The sequence below is a fragment of the Paenibacillus timonensis genome (assembly GCF_022427145.1).
GTDB classification, from domain to species: Bacteria; Bacillota; Bacilli; order Paenibacillales; family Paenibacillaceae; genus Fontibacillus; species Fontibacillus timonensis.
Window position 1 is genome coordinate 13,477 of the sequence record NZ_JAKSXN010000005.1, and the last position, 17,327, is coordinate 30,803.

General features: G+C 56.3%; 13 protein-coding genes. All 13 read left to right on the plus strand.

The window, feature by feature from the left end; all coding sequences use genetic code 11:
* Positions 1-86 precede the first annotated feature (86 nt).
* A complete protein-coding gene (locus tag MJ257_RS02870; protein WP_240267816.1) occupies positions 87-1,091 on the plus strand; it encodes an ABC transporter substrate-binding protein in 1,005 nt (334 codons plus the stop codon).
* A gap of 34 nt (positions 1,092-1,125) precedes the next feature.
* Entirely contained in the window at positions 1,126-1,905 is a 780-nt protein-coding gene (locus tag MJ257_RS02875) for an ABC transporter ATP-binding protein (protein WP_240267817.1), read from the plus strand.
* Between the two features lie 90 nt (positions 1,906-1,995).
* A complete protein-coding gene (locus MJ257_RS02880) occupies positions 1,996-2,742 on the plus strand; it encodes an ABC transporter permease (protein WP_240267902.1) in 747 nt (248 codons plus the stop codon).
* 202 nt (positions 2,743-2,944) lie between these two features.
* Positions 2,945-3,436: a hypothetical protein gene (locus MJ257_RS02885; protein WP_240267818.1), complete on the plus strand. Its 492-nt coding sequence runs from the start codon at positions 2,945-2,947 to the stop codon at positions 3,434-3,436.
* A 388-nt stretch (positions 3,437-3,824) separates the two neighbouring features.
* Positions 3,825-4,820 carry an aromatic acid exporter family protein gene (locus MJ257_RS02890; RefSeq protein WP_240267819.1) on the plus strand — a complete coding sequence of 332 codons (996 nt, stop codon included), beginning with the start codon at positions 3,825-3,827 and terminating at the stop codon, positions 4,818-4,820.
* A 64-nt stretch (positions 4,821-4,884) separates the two neighbouring features.
* Positions 4,885-5,430: an outer spore coat protein CotE gene (gene cotE, locus MJ257_RS02895; RefSeq protein ID WP_178019436.1), complete on the plus strand. Its 546-nt coding sequence runs from the start codon at positions 4,885-4,887 to the stop codon at positions 5,428-5,430.
* A gap of 144 nt (positions 5,431-5,574) precedes the next feature.
* Entirely contained in the window at positions 5,575-7,056 is a 1,482-nt protein-coding gene (locus MJ257_RS02900) for a putative amidoligase domain-containing protein (RefSeq protein WP_240267820.1), read from the plus strand.
* 73 nt (positions 7,057-7,129) lie between these two features.
* Positions 7,130-9,880 (plus strand): DNA mismatch repair protein MutS, encoded by a 2,751-nt coding sequence (gene mutS, locus MJ257_RS02905; protein WP_240267821.1) that lies wholly within the window; start codon positions 7,130-7,132, stop codon positions 9,878-9,880.
* 345 nt (positions 9,881-10,225) lie between these two features.
* On the plus strand, positions 10,226-12,307 hold the full coding sequence (mutL, locus tag MJ257_RS02910) for a DNA mismatch repair endonuclease MutL (RefSeq protein ID WP_240267822.1): 2,082 nt from the start codon (positions 10,226-10,228) through the stop codon (positions 12,305-12,307).
* A 24-nt stretch (positions 12,308-12,331) separates the two neighbouring features.
* Positions 12,332-13,117 carry a class I SAM-dependent methyltransferase gene (locus tag MJ257_RS02915; protein WP_240267823.1) on the plus strand — a complete coding sequence of 262 codons (786 nt, stop codon included), beginning with the start codon at positions 12,332-12,334 and terminating at the stop codon, positions 13,115-13,117.
* Positions 13,101-14,075, plus strand: a complete 975-nt coding sequence (gene miaA / locus MJ257_RS02920) for a tRNA (adenosine(37)-N6)-dimethylallyltransferase MiaA (RefSeq protein ID WP_240267824.1) — start codon at positions 13,101-13,103, stop codon at positions 14,073-14,075. The genes MJ257_RS02915 and miaA overlap by 17 nt, the downstream gene beginning before the upstream one ends.
* A 24-nt stretch (positions 14,076-14,099) precedes the next feature.
* Positions 14,100-14,339: an RNA chaperone Hfq gene (gene hfq / locus MJ257_RS02925; protein ID WP_016312028.1), complete on the plus strand. Its 240-nt coding sequence runs from the start codon at positions 14,100-14,102 to the stop codon at positions 14,337-14,339.
* Positions 14,340-14,659: 320 nt separating this feature from the next.
* On the plus strand, positions 14,660-17,254 hold the full coding sequence (locus MJ257_RS02930) for a transglycosylase domain-containing protein (RefSeq protein ID WP_240267825.1): 2,595 nt from the start codon (positions 14,660-14,662) through the stop codon (positions 17,252-17,254).
* Positions 17,255-17,327 lie beyond the last annotated feature (73 nt).

Consider the following 17,327-nt stretch of genomic DNA (forward strand, 5'->3'; position numbering starts at 1 on the left):
GCCATCGCATACTATTTAGTATGTTCTAGCCAACCGCTAGCAATCGATTGGCTATGAAACTCCATAAAGAAGGAGAGGTGAACGGCATGAACAACGTTAGAAAGGGGTTATGGCTCGCGCTCATCGTTCTCCTGACGGCAGCCCTTAGCGGTTGCGGAGGAAGCGGCCAAGCACAAAAGGTGAAAATCGGGGAAGTTACCCGTTCCGTTTTTTATGCCCCTCAATATGTCGCTTTGGAAAAAGGCTTTTTCAAAGAGGAAGGATTGGACGTAGAGCTGCAAACGACGGCAGGGGGCGATAAGACGATGACCGCGCTGTTGTCGGGGGCGATCGATGTGGCGCTGGTCGGCGCTGAAACGTCGATTTACGTGTATCAGCAAGGCTCGGAGGATCCCGTGATCAACTTTGCCCAGTTGACGCAAACGGACGGCACGTTCCTGGTCGCCCGGGAAGACCCCGGGGAGTTCGATTGGGAGAAGCTGAAGGGGAGCGTCTTTCTTGGCCAGCGGAAAGGGGGCATGCCGCAAATGGCCGGCGAGTTCACCCTGCGCAAGCACGGGATCGATCCGCAACAGGATCTGGAGCTGATCCAGAATGTGGACTTCGCCAACATCACGGCGGCGTTCGCGTCGGGAACGGGACAGTTCGTCCAGCTGTTTGAACCGCAAGCTTCCATTATTGAGAAGGAAGGGAAGGGCTTTGTCGTCGCTTCCTTTGGTACGGAGAGCGGAAAGCTGCCCTACACGGTGTTCATGACCAAGCAAAGCTACATGAAAGACCGCCCGGAAGTCGTTCAGAAGTTTACGAACGCGGTCTATAAGGCACAGCGCTGGGTCCAGTCGCACACGCCGGAGGAAATTGCCGAGACCGTTGCTCCTTACTTTAAGGACACGGACATGGATATTTTGGTCAGCTCGATCAAGCGTTATCAGGAGCAGGGGACGTATGCGGAGACACCGGCGTTGGCGGAAGACGCATGGAACAATCTGCTTGACGTGATGGAAAGCGCCGGGGAATTAAACGAACGGGTCGCCCCCGAGAAGCTGGTCGACAACAGCTTTGCCGATCAAGCGGTAAACTCGGTGAAATAAGCATAAAACAAACGGAAAAGGAGCGTGAGTGCTTTTGCCTTCTGTCGTGGAACTGAAAAACCTGGATCTGGTCTACGTGACGGACCGGGAGGCCGTCCTCGCTTTGCAAGGGATGAATTTGACGGTGGAGCCGGGCGAGTTCATCAGTTTGGTCGGTCCCAGCGGTTGCGGAAAGACCACGCTTCTCTCCGTCATGGCAGGTCTGCTCACTCCATCTCGGGGGGAGATGCTGCTGCACGGCAAACCGGTGACGGGGCCAACCCCGCAGGTCGGTTATATGCTACAGCAGGATTATTTGTTCCCGTGGCGGACGATTCTGAGCAATAGCGTGTTGGGTCTCGAGCTAACGGGGCGGTTGACGCCGGAAAGCACGGAAAATGCCCGTTCGCTGCTAGCTGAAATGGGCCTCGGCGATACGGAGAACCTGTATCCGCATCAACTGTCGGGCGGAATGCGCCAGCGGGTTGCCCTCGTTCGTACCCTGGCGACCGATCCGGAGCTGCTGCTTCTGGATGAGCCGTTCTCGGCGCTCGATTACCAAACGAAACTGCAGCTGGAGGATTTGGTGTGGGGAACCTTGAAGCAGCGAAAGAAAACCGGCGTGCTGGTGACCCACGATTTGTCCGAAGCGATCGCGGTCAGCGATAGGGTGATCGTGTTGGCCCCAAGACCCGGCCGGATTCGCAGCATGTACGAAATACCGGAGAAGATCCGCAATGCGCAGCCGTTTTACGCCCGGGAAGCCGAAGGCTTCAACGAGCTGTTCCATGAAATCTGGCGGGATTTGGAAACGTCGGAAAGGGAGGAGGGATAGCCCTTGGCACAGCCTGTAACCAAACCGGATGCCAATCAGGAAGCCTGGCTGCGGGAGAAATGGCTCCTATACCGCAGACGCAAACGCCGGATGAGCAATTATGTGGTGAGCGTGCAGGCACTGATTCTCGTGTTATTCATCGGATGTTGGGAGCTCGCGGGCCGGATGCGCTGGATCGATGTGCTGATCTTCAGTTACCCGTCCAAGGTAGGACGGCAAATTGTCAAAGATGCCGTCAGCGGCGAGTTGTGGCCGCACCTTGCCATGACGGTTGGCGAAACGGCGGTGGGTTTCCTGCTCGGTACGTTGATCGGGACCTTATTGGCCGTACTGATCTGGTGGTCGCCGTTCCTGTCCCGCGTTCTCGACCCCTACATGGTCGTGTTCAACAGCATGCCGAAGGTGGCGCTTGGCCCGATATTTATCGTGTTGTTCGGCGCCGGATTTACCGCCATCGTGGTCACAACGCTGTCGATTACGGTGATTGTCACCACGTTGGTCGTCTTCAACAGCTTTAATGAAGTGGATGCCAACCTGGTCAAGGTTATCCGCACGTTTGGCGGGTCGCGGCGCGACGTGTTTGTGAAGGCGATCCTGCCGGCCTCGTTCCCAACCATCGTATCCACGCTCAAGGTGAACGTGGGCATGGCCTGGGTCGGCGTCATCGTCGGCGAATTCCTCGTCGCCAAAATCGGGCTCGGGTACCTGATCGTCTACGGGTTTCAGGTGTTTAACTTCACCCTGGTGCTGTCGAGTCTGGTCATCATCGCGGTGGTGGCGACGGCGATGTACCAGCTGGTTGTATATATCGAACGGAAGCTGGTGCGGGAGCGGTAACGCTGCCGCACCAGGTTTACCCATTATGAGGAAATCAAAGAGTGAACCCAATTTTCAGGTTGAAACAAGATTTGAGATAGAAAACAAAATCATTACGAAACTCAAAAATGAAAAAAATGTAACCATCACGACTGGTTAATCTTGTATGCTATTTACACAAATTGTTTATAAAAATCAATTTATTTAGAAGGTATACAAGTCTATGAAGAAAATAAAGGTAACCGCTGTTTTGATCGTCTTGGTTATGTTATCTCTTGCCTTAGTGGCACCTGCGGCTGAAAATGTTGCTCCGGTATCCGCTCAATCTGTGGTGTCATTGTCAGCTACGGAAGAAGTATCAAGCAATAAAGTTACAACTATTGAAGACAACATGTTTTATCCAATGGATGTGCTTCTGATTAATCATGTCACTCATACAGGTTCCTCGGCATATACAGGAGAATTTACAACCGCTCCAGAAAATGGTTTCTATTTGAATGTTTGGGTTAAAAACAATGTATCTTCATCTGTCTTTATTAATATCAGCCGCAATGGTCTACACATTACAGATGGTTATGAATTAAAGGGGAAAAGTCAAAAAACAATAAGCTTTGAAGATAAGCAAGCTAATGGATTATCTGGAGATTGGGAAGTTTATATTTATAATAAGACTGGGGATAAATACAATCTTAATATCAATGCAAGACAGTTTTGATTATTTAAGAAAACAGGAAGATCGCCCTATCCGGCCAGCTTGGTCAGGTCGTTGGCGATCTTCTTTGCTGTCCTGCCAGACACGTGACATGCTTACGATTGTTGTCATCAGCCTTGAGGTGGGGGATCGGTGATCGGTGAACAACACGGCCTGCTGCGACTATTCGAATGGGGATATCACGGAACATCATTGCGTAAGGCCGCTTTGCAGCATGATCCCGTTCGATCAGATCAGGAGAAATGGGGGAACCCTTACCCAAAGGGATAATCGTACAAAGCTCCCTTTTCCCATGACAGCAAAGGTTGAAGGTGAAAGTGGGATTGTTTGGATTCCGAAAATCAAGTAGGATATTTCCATAGATCGTTTTCGACAAAAAAGGTGGGTATTTATGGGCTTTCGGGTGATCAAAACGGCCATCGCCACGTTAATGGCTATTTTTATTGCGGATTTTGCCGGGGTGGCAGGCGCCAATTCCGCGGGACTGCTCGCGATTCTCGGGGTAGATGTCACCCGCAAGCGCAGCCTGGCTTCGATATCAGCGCGGTTTTTCGCTTCAATTCTAGGTTTGTTGCTGGCATTCGGCGTTTTTTACTTTCTCGGTTTTCATATATGGGTCCTGGCGATTTACATCCTCATCGCTTTTCCTTTGATCGCCCGCGCGGGCTTCAAGGAAGGGATCGTGACCAGCTCCGTCGTCGTGTTCCGCGTATTCGGCGGCGCGGAGATCTCATGGCATGTCCTGTTCACCCAGGTGGAGCTGCTGATCATCGGGCTCGGCTCGGCTATGGTCGTTAATTTTCTGTACATGCCCAAAACGGAAGACAAGCTGCTGGACACTCGGCACGAGGTGGATGCTTTGTTTTCGCGCATTTTCCAGGAGATTGCCGCTTCGCTGCGTGATCCGTATCGCCTATGGGATGGCAAAGAGCTGACCGATGCGGCCCGGCTGGTCGAGGAGGGGCACTCGATTGCCAAACGGGCCGCTGAGAACCAAATGATCTCGCCCAACGAGGCCTGGACGGCGTATTTCATCATGCGCAAAGAGCAGTTAAGCCGCATCGAAGGCATGCTGGAGCTGATTTCGCAAGTGTACCAACGCATGCCGCAAGGGGAATTTGCCGCGGTGTTGTTTGACCGCCTTAGCGTGGATGTCAATCAGGAGGAATACACCGGCATTACCGAACAAATGCTGGCCGAACTGGAGGAGGATTTCAAAAAAATGGAGTTGCCCTCCACCCGCGAGGAGTTTGAAATCCGTTCGGCCATTCTTCAGCTGTGCCGGGAACTTTCCTTGTATTTAGCCGTTTCCAAAAAAAATAAAGCCCCCATACCTCGAATGGCGGCGAATCGGGCGCGGAAACGAAATCAGGCGCCGATAAAATAGTTGTCACCCTAGACGAATGTCCTGCATACACTTTTAGTGAATGATGTATGGAGGAGGTTCTAACATGTCATTGAAATATCAAAGTAGAGAGATCATCACGAAAGCGATCTGCGGCAAAGGTCGTAAGTTCTCTACCGTAACACATACCGTGACTCCCCCTCATAAACCGTCGAGCATCCTGGGGGCCTGGATCATCAACCACCAGTACGAAGCGGTCGCTGCGGGAGACGGAATTGAAGTTATTGGTACTTACGATATTAACATCTGGTATTCGTACGACAAGAACTCGCAGACCGAGGTCGCTAAGGAAACGGTATCTTACGTCGAGAATGTTCCGCTCAGCTATTTGGATTCCAGACACCGTTCGTCGACGGTGGAAGTATCCGCAGAAGCGACGCAGGAACCCAGCACCGTCGAAGCCACCGTCTCGGGAGACGGCCGCGTATCCATTCGGGTGGAACGCGAATTTGCGGTGGAACTGGTTGCCGAAACGAAGTTGAACGTCCTTGTGGTGCCGAGCAGCGGCATCGAAGACAAGGATTATGATTTCGGCTCCGAGCTCGGCGATTATGAAGATTTGGATCCGGATCTCCTCGACGACGAACTGTGATTCGTGTTGGAAGCAAACCGGCAGATCGGTAAGCACCGAATGTTTCAGGCTACAGTGTAGCATATGCGGCAGGGGCGTCGTCGAAGAGGGCGGCTGCCCTCTTTTTGTTTTTATTTTTCGCTGAACCTCTAAATTAGACAGGGGATGAACTCGGTGGTGAAGGATGAGCACCTCGTGTTGAAAATCCGCCCGGGCTCCGCTGCGTTCAAAGGACGCCTGTTGCAGGCGCTGGGACGCTTGGGCGGCCCATATCGGGTGTTGAAAGGACCAGACCTGACCGGTGAGGCGTCGGCGGACTCCAATTATGGAAGAAGGCTTGCCAAACCCGCTCCGGACGCTTCGGATTGGATTTATTATGGACCGGAAGAGGCCTATTGGGGGGGACGGGTGCAGGAGATTTTACTGGGCCGGCCCAACGCATCGCTGGAGGACTGGCGGCGGCGACTCGAAGCGGCCGGCCTATTGACAACGCCTTCGGAAAGGCCTATCCCGTCAGCCAGAAGCACTCCTGCCTCCTACAAGCGCCGTTTTGCCGTTACCGTATTCCACTTACGGGCACGGGAGATCCGGCCGCTGGGCAAAGCCGGGCAAGCGCTCCCGCTCCTGGGCGAAACGCCGACACTGGACACGCCGCTTTATAAACGCCTGACAAGCACGGCCGTTCGTGCGTTATATGCCGTCGGGCTCGATTTCGGCGAAGTGGTGATCTCGGCCGGGGAGGAAGGGCGGTTTACGGTGGATTCGGTAACCCCTGCCTCAGAATCCGGCAGCACCGTTGCCGCCGGATTTGCCCGTGCCATGCGAGAAACCTTGGCGGAACTGGAGAAGCTGCGGGAATCGCCGGCCGAGCGGCTGATCGGGATGGACCCGGAGTTCTTGCTGTTCGATCCGAACCACGGCAAAGTCGTTCCGGCCTCCCGGTACTTGCCATTCCACGGGGAAGCGGGATGCGACGTGCTGCGTTACCGCGGGCAGCGCTTGTTCCCGCTGGCCGAGCTGCGGCCTCGGCCCGGCAAGGAGCCTCGCGATGTCGTCGTCCATCTGCTGCACGCGTTCCGCGAAGCCCGCGGCTCCATCGAAGACCAGGGGCTGATTTGGCAGGCAGGAGCCATGCCGCAGCGCGGCTTTCCGCTGGGGGGGCACCTGCATTTCAGCGGGGTCGCGTTGACGCCCGAGCTGTTGCGGACGCTCGACAACTACTTGGCGCTGCCGCTAGCGGTGCTGGAGGATCCCCGAAGCGCGCCCCGCCGGCCGAAATACGGGTTCCTCGGCGACTTCCGGATTAAAGAATACGGCGGCTTTGAATATCGCACTTTACCCAGCTTCCTGATCTCTCCGCTCGTCACTAAAGGGGTTGTGGCGTTAGCGTGCTTAATCCTCGAAAACGCGGAACGGCTTAGCTCGAGGCCGCTGGAGAAGGACGCGGTGTGGGCGGCATTTTACGCCGGCCGAAAAAAAACGCTGCGCGAGGCGTTGCCCCGCTTGTTAGCCGATATCCAAGGCGTTCCCGACTATGCCCGCTACCAGGGTTATGTCGCTCCGCTGCTCGAAGCCGTTCAGTCCGGCCGCGCCTGGGACGAAACCGCGGATATCCGCCCCGCCTGGAAAATCCAAAATCCTTCATAACCGCGCTGCCCTTTTCTGGTATAATAGGATTCTATGAAAGACCTGATTGCGCAGGGTTAAATGGAGGGGAATCATGGCTACCTACACGCCGATGATTGAGCAATATTTACGAATTAAGGCGGAAGCGCAGGACGCGTTTCTGTTTTTCCGGCTGGGAGACTTCTATGAAATGTTCTTCGAGGATGCGATCCTGGCCGCGAAGGAGCTTGAAATAACGCTGACCGGACGGGACGGGGGCGCCGAGGAGAAAATTCCGATGTGCGGTGTTCCCTACCATTCAGCAGACAATTATATTCACCGGCTGATCGAAAAAGGATACAAAGTCGCGATCTGCGAGCAGATGGAAGACCCTTCGCAAACCAAAGGGATGGTCCGGCGCGAAATCGTCCGGGTCATTACCCCGGGGACGATCATGGAAGGAAAGACGATCGGCGAGCGGACGAATAACTATATCGTATCGGTCACCGAGCGGCAGGGCCTGATGGCCCTAACGGCCTGCGACCTGTCTACCGGGGAGCTGTACGCGACGTCAGCCCCGTCAAACAAAGAGTGGCTGCGCGACGAAATCGGCTTGTACGATCCGGCGGAGATCATCGGGGATCCGGAGTTATTGGAATGGATTGCCGGACAAGCTGCACCGCTCGGCAAGCCGGTGGTATATACGCCATGGGCCAAGGCGAAGGAAGAGACGGGGCGTTCGCTGTTCGGCGAAGCGGAATGGATCCGCCTGGAGCCGGAACGGCGCGACAATATCGCGCTGCTTGTCGGCTATTTGAGCGAAACGCAGAAACGTTCGCTTAGCCAGCTGACGAAAATATCGGCTTACGAGCCCGAGCATTTTATGATTTTGGACCCGTTTACGCGGCGTAATTTGGAATTGGTCGAAACGGTCCGGGAGCGTTCGAAGAAAGGTTCGCTCCTGTGGCTGCTTGACCGCACGGAAACCTCGATGGGTTCCAGACTGCTGCGGCGCTGGATCGACAAGCCGCTGCTGCAAAAATCGCGGATCGAGGAACGCCTGGAGGCGGTCGAGCATCTGCACGGCGCATTTATCCTGCGCGAGGACCTGCGCGGAGCGCTGCAAGATATTTACGACCTGGAGCGGCTGGTAGGCCGGGTCGCCTTCGGCAATGCGAACGGACGGGATTTGGTCGCCTTGAAGACATCGCTGCTCCAGGTGCCGGCCATCAAGGATTTATGCGGTGGCTCGGCATCGTCGACGCTGCGGCGGATCGCCTCGGCAATGGACGAGTGCGCCGATCTGGCTGGGATGATCGATGCGGCGATTGCCGACGACCCACCGGTTTCGGTACGGGATGGAGGCATCATCAAAACCGGGTTCCATGAACGGCTGGACGAGCTGCGCGAGGCCGGGGTGAACGGCAAACGCTGGATCGCCGAGCTGGAAGCGGCCGAACGCCAGGCGACAGGGATCAAATCGCTGAAGATCGGCTACAACAAGGTATTCGGATATTATATTGAAGTCACGCGGGCCAATCTAGGCGCACTGCCGGAAGGCCGGTATGAACGGAAGCAGACGCTGGCGAACGCCGAGCGTTTCGTTACGCCGGAGTTGAAAGAGAAAGAAGCGCTGATTCTCGAAGCCGAGGAGAAAATGGTCGACCTGGAGTACGCGTTGTTCAACGAACTGCGTGAACGGATCGCTGCCGATATTCCACGCTTGCAGAAGCTGGCCGAGCAAATCGCCGAAATCGACGTATTGCGCTCGCTGGCGGCGGTGGCGTCGGACAATGGCTTCGTGAAGCCGAAGCTCACCGACGGCTACGACCTTGTCGTGGAGCAAGGCCGGCATCCGGTGGTGGAATCCGTGATGAAGGATACGGCGTTTATCGCCAACGGCACGGCTTTACGCAAGGATGAGGCCAGCATCCTGCTGATCACGGGACCGAATATGGCCGGGAAAAGCACGTACATGCGGCAGGTCGCACTCATTTCGATCCTGGCGCAAATCGGCAGCTTCGTGCCGGCGGGCAAAGCGGAGATCCCGTTGGTTGACCGCATTTTCACGCGGATCGGGGCGGCGGATGATCTGATCGGCGGGCAAAGCACCTTTATGGTGGAGATGGCCGATATTCAGATCATGACGGAAAAAGCAACCCCCCGCAGCTTGATCATCATTGACGAGTTGGGCCGGGGCACGTCGACCAGCGAAGGGATGGCGATCGCGCAAGCCGTGATCGAATACGTCCACGACCGGATCGGCTGCAAGGCGCTGGTCTCGACCCATTTCCACGAGCTCGCCCATCTGGAGCATAGCCTGCGCGGGCTGAGCAATTACAGCATGGCGGTGCAGGAAAGCGGCGACAAGGTGCATTTCCTGCGCAAGCTGATCCCTGGCGCGGCCGACACCAGCTACGGTATCTACTGCGCGCGGCTGGCCGGCTTGCCGGAGGAGATCATCGGCCGGGCCTATGGGCTGCTGAAAGGACTGGAGGACAAAAACCCGTTGCCTACTGCTGGCGACGTTGTCGTGTCAGCGGGGGCTTCGCGGGCGGCTCAGCCGATGGTGAGCGAGGAAGTCGTTGCGACTGTGCGAGAAACGGCGGCGGCAACGACTGAGGCTGCGGCTACGATGGAAACTGCGGCGAAGCCGCTTGCCGGTGAAGGTGGGCCGGTGGTGCAGCTTTCGATATTTGGCGATGAGGAACCTCCGGTTCAAGCGAAACCGGTCGTCCAAGCGCCAGAAGATCCGGGAACGCGGACGATCATCAATCTGATCAAAAACGCCGATTTGATGAACATGACGCCGCTGCAGGCCATGCAATTGGTGAATGATCTGAAGATGAAGGCGAAGGATTTGTAGGGAAAGCGGGCAGGCTGGCCTAGCTCCAGCCATCGCCCAGGGGAGAGCGGCTAGGTTAGGGCCAAAGCCTTCCTCGACCTCTAACGCTTGGAAGAAGGCTTAAATCGGCCTAAATCGCCGTGTTGTCATTTTAACGCTGACCACGATGCTTATTAGCCCGTTTGATGAGCGAAATCCGGTGTTTTGATGAAAATAGCGTTGCTCAGCGTTGTTAGAAGTTATACGCGTCGGATTTTGTCTGAATAGCATTTCACATCAGCGTTAGAGCAACAGGCAGGCGCGTAGGGATTTTAAAGTAATCAAAGCGTAGGGTCTACAGCTACGGGAGTACGGGAGGGAAGAGCAATGGCAAAAATCGCAATATTGGACGAGCATATTGCCAACCAGATTGCTGCCGGGGAAGTGGTGGAGCGTCCGGCGTCGGTGGTCAAGGAGTTGGTGGAGAACGCGATTGACGCAGGATCAACCAAAATCGAAGTCGCCGTCGAAGAGGGGGGTCTGCAGCTAATCCGCGTCACCGATAACGGCTCCGGCATTGAACCGGAGGACTGCGAAACGGCCTTCTACCGTCATGCGACCAGCAAAATCACCTCCGGCCGCGACTTGTTCCAGATCCGCAGTCTCGGATTCCGGGGCGAAGCCTTACCCAGTATCGCAGCCGTCGCCAAAGTCCGGCTCGTGTCCTCAAGCGACGATACGGGGCTCGGGCGGGTGATCGAAATCGAAGGCGGTTCGCTCAAGCTGAACGAAGATATCGCCGCTCCGCAAGGGACGGATATTTCGGTGAAGGAATTATTTTACAATACGCCGGCAAGGCTGAAATATATGAAGACCATCCAGACCGAACTGGGCCATATCTCCGATGTGATGTACCGGCAGGCGCTGGCGCATCCCGAAATCGCCTTTACGCTTCGGCATAACGGGAATACGCTGCTGCAAAGTCCGGGAGGCGGCGATCTGTTACAGGTCATCGCGGCCATCTATGGCGTGAATGCCTCCAAAGGGATGGTGCCGATCGAAGCGGAGGACCTCGACTACCGGATCACCGGGTTTATCGGTCGTCCCGATTTAGCCCGGTCGAACCGCGGTGGCATGTCGACGATCGTCAACGGGCGTTACATCCGCAATCCTGGGCTGCATCAAGCCATTTTGCGCGCGTATCACACGCTGCTGCCGATCAATCGCTATCCCCTGGTGGTGTTAATGCTGGAGATGCATCCGTCCCTGGTCGACGTGAACGTGCACCCGGCCAAGCTGGAGGTGCGCTTCAGCAAGGAGCCGGAGCTGAACGGCTTCGTGGAGAACAGCGTACGCGCCGTGTTGTCCGGCCAGGTGCTGATCCCGCAAGTCGTGCGCCAGACGATCGGGAAGGGCCCGAACCGCTCCGTGATCCAGGAGCAGTTCCACTTCCCCGCGCCGCCTTTAGGCGCGGAGGAGGGCCCATCCGCCGCCGGCCAGACGGCTGCGGCGGCGGAAAGCACGCTCCGACCGTCGGGGAACGGCGGCGCGGAGCGCGACCCGGGCGCGCGGTCGGCTGTGCCCGACCGCGGCTGGGGCGGGGCGCCTGCTGGCGGCGCCCCGATGGGCGGCGCGCCGCAGCGCAGCGCCGCCGCCTTTGACGCTCCCGCAGCGGCCGAAGGCCTGACGCTGCGGGAGCGGGGCGCAGCCGGCGCCGGCACGTACGGTGCCGCGCCTAGTCCGGCCAAGCCGCAAGGCGGGCTTGGCCAAACCGGCGCCGCCGCCTACGGGGGCGGCGCTGCGGAGCGGCAGCCGCTGCCGGCCGCGCGGCTGCAGGAGATGCCGGAAGCGTTGTACGGCTCGCCAGAGGCGGCACCGGAGCTTCCGGCGTTTCCCGAGCTGTCCTTGATCGGACAGCATCACGGCACCTACCTGATCGCCCAGAACGATCAGGGGTTGTATCTGATTGACCAGCATGCCGCGCACGAGCGCGTGAATTACGAATATTATTATGAGAAGTTCGGCCGCCCGGCCGATGCATCGCAGGAGCTGTTGATTCCAATCACGTTGGAATTCACGCCTTCGGACAGCGCCAAGCTGCAAGAGCGGCTTCACTGGTTCGAACAGGTCGGGGTCGTGCTCGAACATTTCGGCGGCGGTACGTTCCGCGTGGTGGCGCATCCGTATTGGTTCCCGCAAGGGGAAGAAGCGGGCATCATCGGGGAAATGGCCGAATGGGTGCTTAGCGAGCGGGCCATCGACCTGGCCAAGCTGCGGGAGGCTTCGTCCACGATGGTGTCGTGCAAGGCGTCCATCAAGGCGAATCAAAAGCTGACGCCGGAAGAAGCGAACACGCTGATCCGCCGGCTGGCCGCCTGCAAACAGCCTTACACCTGCCCGCACGGGCGTCCGATCATCGTCTCATTTTCCACCTATGATCTGGAAAAGCTGTTCAAGCGGGTCATGTAACGTCAGCAAACGGAGGAATTCATCATGTTAATTACTACGGGAGACCATGAAACGTCTGCCGCCGTCCGTCGGGCGAAGGAACTGGCCGGCTTGGCCGGCGTTCCTTACGTCTCGCGCAGTCGGACATCCCTAGCGCGTTTAGCCGAGCGTCATGGCGACGGCGACATCCTGGTGGTTTTGGAGAAAGGGGCCCGGCTGCATCGGACCGGCCGCGAACCGATGACGTTTCACCCCAGCATGGCATTCGTCCGGGCGAAGCGGTTATTTAAGGGGGAGAACGACGCGATGCTGGACGCCGCGCGGGTCGTTCCCGGCGACGTCATCATCGACGGCACGGCGGGTCTAGGTTCCGACGCGATGGTCTTTTCGATTGCCGCGGGGGCTGAGGGGCAGGTGCTGGCGCTGGAGGACTCCCTGCCGCTTTGGGCTTTGCTTACCGAAGGGCTGAAGTTCTATGTCTCCGGCCTGCCGGCCTTTGACGAAGCGTTGCGGCGGATCGAACCAATACATACGAACCATTTGGACGCGTTGCGGGCGATGCCCGACAAGAGCGCGGATATCGTCTACTTCGACCCGATGTTCCGCGATCCCATCGCGGAATCGTCTTCCATTTCGCCGCTGCGGACATTCGCCAATCCGAACCGTCTGGATCCGGAGGCGGTGAAGGAGGCTTGCCGGGTCGCTCGCAAAACGGTCGTCCTGAAAGAGCAGCGCGGGAGCGGGGAATTCGATCGGCTGGGGTTCGCCGCGAGCAGCCGATCCCATACTAAAATTGCCTATGGAGTGATTTCGCTTGACCCGAAACGATAAACCGAAACTGCTCGTGCTGCTTGGCCCGACGGCGGTCGGCAAAACAAAGCTCAGCATTGAACTGGCCCGCGCGTTGTCCTGCGAAATCATTTCCGGCGATTCCATGCAGGTGTACCGGGGGATGGACGTCGGGACCGCCAAGATCACCGAGGAAGAGATGGGCGGCGTTCCGCACCATTTGATCGATGTGCTGGAACCCGATCAGCCTTTTTCCGTCGCCATGTTCCAGGAATGGTGCCGCAAGCTGATCCCGGAAATCACCGGCCGCGGTCGGTTGCCTTTTATCGTAGGCGGGACGGGGCTGTACATCGAATCCGTTTGCTATGAGTTCCAGTTTACGGAGGCGGGGGCTGATGAGGATTTCCGGGCTCGGGAGCAGGCGTTTGCCGAAACCCATGGCGCTGAAGCGCTTCACGCCAAATTGGCGGAGTTGGACCCCAATTCCGCGGCGCGTCTGCATCCCAACGATGTGCGTCGGGTGATACGGGCGCTGGAGATTGTCCACCTAACCGGGGAGACGTTATCTTCACAGCTTGAGAAGCAGCAGAAGCAATCGCCTTATGAGCTTTGCTTGATCGGTTTGACAATGGACCGTCAAATGCTTTATAACCGTATTGAACGGCGAATTGACGATATGCTGAGACTTGGCCTTGTCGATGAAGTCCGCGGACTGCTCCGCAAAGGCTACCGCCGCGATGCGGTCTCCATGCAAGGGCTGGGGTATAAAGAAATCGTCGAACATCTGGTTGACGGCATCCCGCTGGATGTTGCGGTGGAGAAGTTGAAAAGGGATACGCGCCGGTTTGCCAAGAGACAGCTTTCCTGGTTCCGCCATATGAAGGATATCGTCTGGATCGATGTGGGCGACGGTGAAAATTTTTCCGGGATTTTGGCGGCGGCCCATGCTATAATAGCAGGAAAGTTTCCCGCTGATCTTGAATATAATTCAAAACACTAATTGATTCCTATTGGGGGTACGGCTATGAATAAGACCATTAACATCCAGGATACATTTTTGAACCAATTACGGAAAGAGAGCATCCCGGTCACCGTATTTTTGACGAACGGCTTTCAGATCAGAGGGACGATTAAGGCATTCGACAATTTCACGATCGTCATTGACAGCGACGGCCGCCAGCAAATGGTGTACAAGCACGCGATCTCGACGTTCCAGCCGCAGCGGAATGTATCGCTCATGCAGGAATCGCAAAACGAGGATTAAATCAGGCTGAAACTTTTTGAATTTCAATACGTTAAGAGTATAGGATAAGGACGGAGCAACCTGAACCAGGTTGTTCTTTTCTTTCCGGGCACTTTTAAGCCAGGAGCTTAATCAAATGAATTCATTCAGGCAAGGAAATGTTCAAAAAATCACTCTCTCGTCATCGAATCCGTCATCGAACCCGCGCTCATGCGGTGATATGATATTATTAAGCGCATGAAATCATGATTCGACGCCGAATCAAGTCGGGATAAGAAAAACAGTCAATTTTTGAACGTCCTTGCAAAAGCAGACTGGCAGGAAGGGAGTCAGAACAAACCATGTCTAGCAAGAGCCCGTCAAGGCTGCAAAGAAGCGGCAAGCCGGACAAAAAAGAAAAAGCGCCGAAAGCGCACAAAAAGAGAAAGCTGACGGCCAAACGCGTGTTGTGGACTTCATTTTTTACGATTGCTTTTGCGGTATTTTGCGCGATAGCAGGCTATATGTACATTACGGTCAGCGGCGAGAAGATCCTCTTGCAGAACGAGGACAAGCTGACGGTGTATGAAACGACGAAGGTATATGACCGCACCGGGGTGTTGATGGGTGAACTGTCCATCGATAAAAGCGAACCGGTGGAATCGGATCAGATTCCGGAACTGCTCAAGAAAGCTTTCGTGGCGACGGAGGACAAACGGTTCCTCGAGCATAACGGGGTTGATTTGTGGTCGATCGGCCGGGCGGCCGTCAAGGATATCGTGGCCCGCTCCCTGGTTGAAGGCGGTAGTACGATTACGCAGCAGCTCGCCAAAAACATTTTTCTGAGCGCGGATAAAACGTTCTTCCGTAAAGCAACCGAAATGTCGATCGCCATGGCGCTCGAACGCCACAAGACGAAGGATGAAATCCTGACGTTGTACTTGAACCGGATTCCTTTCGGCGGTACGGTTTACGGCATCAAGGCGGCATCGATCCGCTATTTCGGGAAGAGCGATCTGAATAAACTCGACGTGTGGGAGATCGCGACGCTGGCGGCCATGCCGAAGGCGCCGTCCCGATACAATCCGTTGAAGAACCCTGAGCTGTCCAAAGAACGGCGCGCGGTGGTGCTCGACCTGATGTATCAGGAGGGTTATATCACGGCGGAGCAAAGGGACGAAGCGAAGGCGGTGGATTACGATTACGAGCCGCCGGTGAAAAACCAAAGCTATCTTGCCTTCAAGGACTATGTCGTGGAAGAAGCCGAGGAGAAATTCGGGTTAACCGAAGACGAATTGAACCGCGGGGGCTACAAAATTTACACGACGATGGATGCAAAAGCGCAGAAAGCGCTGGAGAAAGCGTTCGAAAACGATGATTTCTTCGAAAAGAGCAAGGACGACCAGCAGGTTCAGGCCTCCATGGTCATTATGAACCACGAAAACGGCAGCCTGATCGCTTTGCTCGGCGGCCGGGACTACGAGCGCAAAGGTTTCAGCCGGCTGGACAGCCGCCGTCAACCGGGCTCGGCGTTCAAACCGATCGTATCGTATGCACCTGCTCTAGAATCCGGCAAATTTTCGCCGAACTCGCAGATCAGCAACGAGAAGCAGTGTTTTGGCGACTACTGTCCGACGAATCTGCATGGGTACTCCAAAACGATCAACCTGACCGATGCCTTGACGAAATCGGAGAATATCCCGGCCGTCTGGCTGTTGAATGAGGTTGGGGTGAGTACCGGTGTTAAATATGCCGAAGCCATGGGCATTAAAATGGATAAAAATGACCGCAACCTGGCTATTGCGCTGGGCGGTCTGACTTACGGCACGAACACGCTGGAGATGGCCGGAGCGTTCAGCGTATTCGCCAATGGCGGTTCGTATAACCCGCCGTACTCGATCAAATCGATCGTTGACCACGATGGCGTGGAAAAATACAAATACAATGCACCGAAGCCAAAACGGGTCATCAGCGAACAAACGGCCTATTACATGACGACGATGATGCAAAACGTCGTCAATGACGGAACCGGGAAACGGGCGAAACTGGACCGTCCGGTTGCCGGCAAAACGGGGACGACGCAACACGGGATCCCCGGGCTGAGAAGCAGTAAAAACCGCGATGTCTGGTTTGTCGGTTATACGCCGGAATGGACCGGCGCCGTCTGGATGGGGTACGATAACCCCGACAAGAACCATTTGCTGAACGGCAGCAGCGGGCAAACGGCGGCTTTGTTCGCCGCCGTCATGAAGGAAGCTTTGAAAGGCGAGCCGGCAAAATCGTTCCCGGTTCCGGAGAACTTGCAGCAGGAAGAGCCCGAGGACCAAACGGAAACGGCCGCGCCGACGGGATTATCCGCCGCTTACAATCCGGACACCGGAGCGGTATCGCTCAGTTGGACCGGCGTTGAAACCGCCGATGCAGTGTACCATATCTACCGTCGCGAGGCGTCCGAATCGGCGTTCACGCACATCATGGATTCGGTATCGACGGAGGCGGAGGATATCAGCATTACCCCAGGAACCGGATACGTTTATTACGTAACGACCTACGATCCGGTTAATGCGGTGGAGAGCGAGCCGTCCAACAATGCCCAGGTGTTGATTGACAGTGTGGAGCCGCCTCCAGGCGATGAAACTCCGGGATCGGATACCGGTACGCCGGTCGATCCTAACCTTCCGGGCAATGGCGATGGCAACCAGGGCGTTCCGCCAGGCAATGGCCAAGGAAACGGTAACGGTAACGGTCAAAACAATGGCAACGGCAATGGTAATGGAAACGGCAACGGCAACGGTAACGGTCAAGGCAATGGGGGAAATGGCAGCGGAAATGACACGGAGCTCCCCCCCATGGATGATGACGGAGGCGTCATCGTTCCGCCGGACACCGGCGGGGACGGAACCGGCGCCGATGTCCCGGCGGGCACTACGGATGGATCCACGGGAGTCGGCAGATAGGCGAAACTTCCGAGGCCCGATACCTGAAAGTAACCCTCAGCCCAGCGCGAAAAGCGTGGCTGGGGGTTGTTTT